At 68.7% G+C, this 2,566-nt stretch carries 2 protein-coding genes; both read right to left on the bottom strand.

What is annotated here, in order from left to right:
• Positions 1 to 80: 80 nt before the first annotated feature.
• Entirely contained in the window at positions 81 to 845 is a 765-nt protein-coding gene (istB, locus tag LXT21_RS44655) for an IS21-like element helper ATPase IstB (RefSeq protein WP_223786106.1), read from the bottom strand.
• Positions 842 to 2,461 (bottom strand): IS21 family transposase, encoded by a 1,620-nt coding sequence (gene istA / locus LXT21_RS44650; protein ID WP_254044380.1) that lies wholly within the window; start codon positions 2,459 to 2,461, stop codon positions 842 to 844. The genes istB and istA overlap by 4 nt, the downstream gene beginning before the upstream one ends.
• Between the last annotated feature and the right edge of the window lie 105 nt (positions 2,462 to 2,566).

Below are 2,566 nucleotides of genomic sequence, written 5' to 3'. Positions count from 1 at the left end.
CCTCAATGGTCAGGTGAAAACCGGCCAAAGAGGGTCCCGTCAAAACCGGCCAAAGAGAGAGGGCCGAGACAGGAGGACTCCTACCCTGCGGACTCGGCGGACCGCAACTCCATGGCCCCCTTGGTGCGCCAGCTTCGAGGGCCGAATTGGACGACGTGGGCATGGTGCAGAAGCCGGTCGAGCATGGCGGCCACGGCGGCGTTGTCGCCCAGGAGCTTCCCCCAATCCTCGACGGGCCTGTTGGAGGTGATGAGGGTGGAAGCCTTCTCGTAGCGGCGCATGATGAGCTCGAGCAGGTCCTCGGCGGCGGTGGCGGGCAGCTTGCGCATGCCGAGGTCATCGATGACGAGCAGCGGGGCGCTGGTGAGCGCATCGAGCTTCTGGCGGCGGGTGCCCTCGAGGCTGGACTCGGCCAGCTCTTCGAGCAGGTGGTGGGCCTCGCGATAGAGGACGCGGTGGCCCTGGGACTGGATGACGGCGCGGCCGATGGCCTGGGCAATGTGACTCTTGCCAGTGCCCGGAGGGCCGAGGAAGAGCGCGTCCTCGCGTCGCTCCACGAAGCCGCCGGTGGCCAGCTCGAAGACGAGGCGGCGATTCATCTTCTTGTTGAAGTCGAAGTCGAAGCCGTCGAGCGTTTTTCCCGCGTCGCGGAAGGCACCCTGCTTCAGACGGCGTTGGATGAAGCTGTCGCTTCGACGCGTCAGCTCGTCGTTGACGAGCGCGGAGAGGAAGTCGAGCGGAGCGAGCTTCTCTGCTTGGGCTTGGAGCAGGCGCGCCTCGACGGCCTGGGCCATGCCGGACAGGCGCAAGGTGGTGAGGGCGCGGGTGATTTCGACGAGATTCATGTCTCGGTGTCTCCTGGGTGAGGGGTGGGATGGGTGAGGCGGGCGATGACGTCGCGGTAGTGGGTGAGCTCGCGGATGAGCGGGTCCACCTGGCGCAGGGTGACGGGAGTGGGGGTGCGTCTTTCGAGGTAGCGGCGCACGAAGCGGTAGGTGGGCACGTCCATCTCGAGCGCCACCTCGCAGGCGTCGTCCAGGGCGGCGGTGCCGTACTTCCTGGCCAGGGACAGCACGCCGAGGATTCGCCGGGTGCCCGTCTCGCCTTCCCGGTGGTGCACCTCGGTGCAGAGAGTGGCGACGCTGCGTCCAGCGCGCGCAGCGCGCTCGAGCAGTTGCAACGTGGTGCGCGGCGCGTGCGAGGGCCTGTCCTCCTCGCGCGTGCGGTGGTGGCCGCGAGGCGTCCGGGTGTGCTCGCGCAGCAGCAGGCCCGAGGAGGGCAGCAACAGACGCACGTGGAGGCTGTCCCACTGCACGTGTAGCTTGCGGCCGATGTGGCCCGGGGGCACCGAGTAGTACGAGCCCTCCACCTCGACGTGCCCGTCCAAGTGCACCACGCGCTCGCCGAAGGCGTAGTACCGGAAGGGCTCCACCGGCAGGGGCAGCAGCTTCGGACACTCCTCGCTGAACATGGCGGCCACCTGGCGTTTGGTGGTGCCGTGGATTCGGGTGTCCGCCCACCGCGCCTCCCACGCGTCGAGGTAGGCCTGCGCGGCCTGCAAGGACTCGAAGCGCAGGCCTTTGAGAGGCGTGCGCTGCGCGTGCCCCACCGCCGACTCCACCTTGCCCTTCCTGTCCGGGTGGCGGACCCGAGCCGGAAGCGCCGTGGCGCCGTAGTGGGCCAGCACGTCTCGGAAGAGGGGATTGAGGGCCGGCTCGTACACGTCGGCCGCCAGCACGCCCTCGCGCAGGTTGTCCAGCACCACCGTGCGCGCCACGCCTCCCAGTCGGCGGAACGCCTCCTCGTGCAACTGCGCCCACGTCCGGCTGGAGGACTTCCAGCACAACAGCCTCACCGACTTGCGGCTGTAGCCCAGCGTCATGACGAACATGCGCGTGCGCCGGTACTTCCCCGTCTCCGGGTGGCGCACCATGGGCCCCTCCCCGTAGTCCACCTGCGCCTCCTCTCCTGGCGCCGTGTGGATGACGGCCTTGGCCTCCGGGCCCTGGCTGTCCCTCAGCGTGCGTACGAAGCGACGCACGCTGATGTAGCTGCCTGTATAGCCCTGCGTGTCGACGAGCTCCTCGTAGACGGCGCGCGCGTTGCGGCCCACCTCCAGTCGCTGCTGCACCAGGTCCACGTACGGGGCGACGATGCTCGCCCTCAGGTGCCGGACTGCGGCGCGGCTGCGTGGCGCGGCGTCGGTGGTCCCCTCATTGGCCGGCTTTGCTCCCGAGGAGGACTCCTCGCTCGCGGGCCCCACCTCGGTGGTCCCTCCATTGGCCGGTTTTGTCTTGCCCCACCGGCGCGGCGGACGCACTCCCACTCCCGCCGCCTTCAGGTATCCGCTGGCCGTCTCTCGGCGGACCCCCGTCGCCTCCTCGATTCGTCTCAGACTCCAGCCCAACCGACCCAGGGCGATGACCTGCTGCTGCTTCTCGTCGCTCAAGACGTTGCCCATTCTCCGGGCGGACTCCACGTCCTACCCGGGCGTCAACGTCTCGGCCCTCTCCTTTGGCCGCTTTTCAGGGGACCTTCATTGGCCGGTTTTGGGTGACCACTGAGG

The organism is Myxococcus guangdongensis, from assembly GCF_024198255.1.
In the GTDB taxonomy this organism is placed as follows: domain Bacteria; phylum Myxococcota; class Myxococcia; order Myxococcales; family Myxococcaceae; genus Myxococcus; species Myxococcus guangdongensis.
This window is presented reverse-complemented; position numbering and strand designations above follow the sequence as displayed.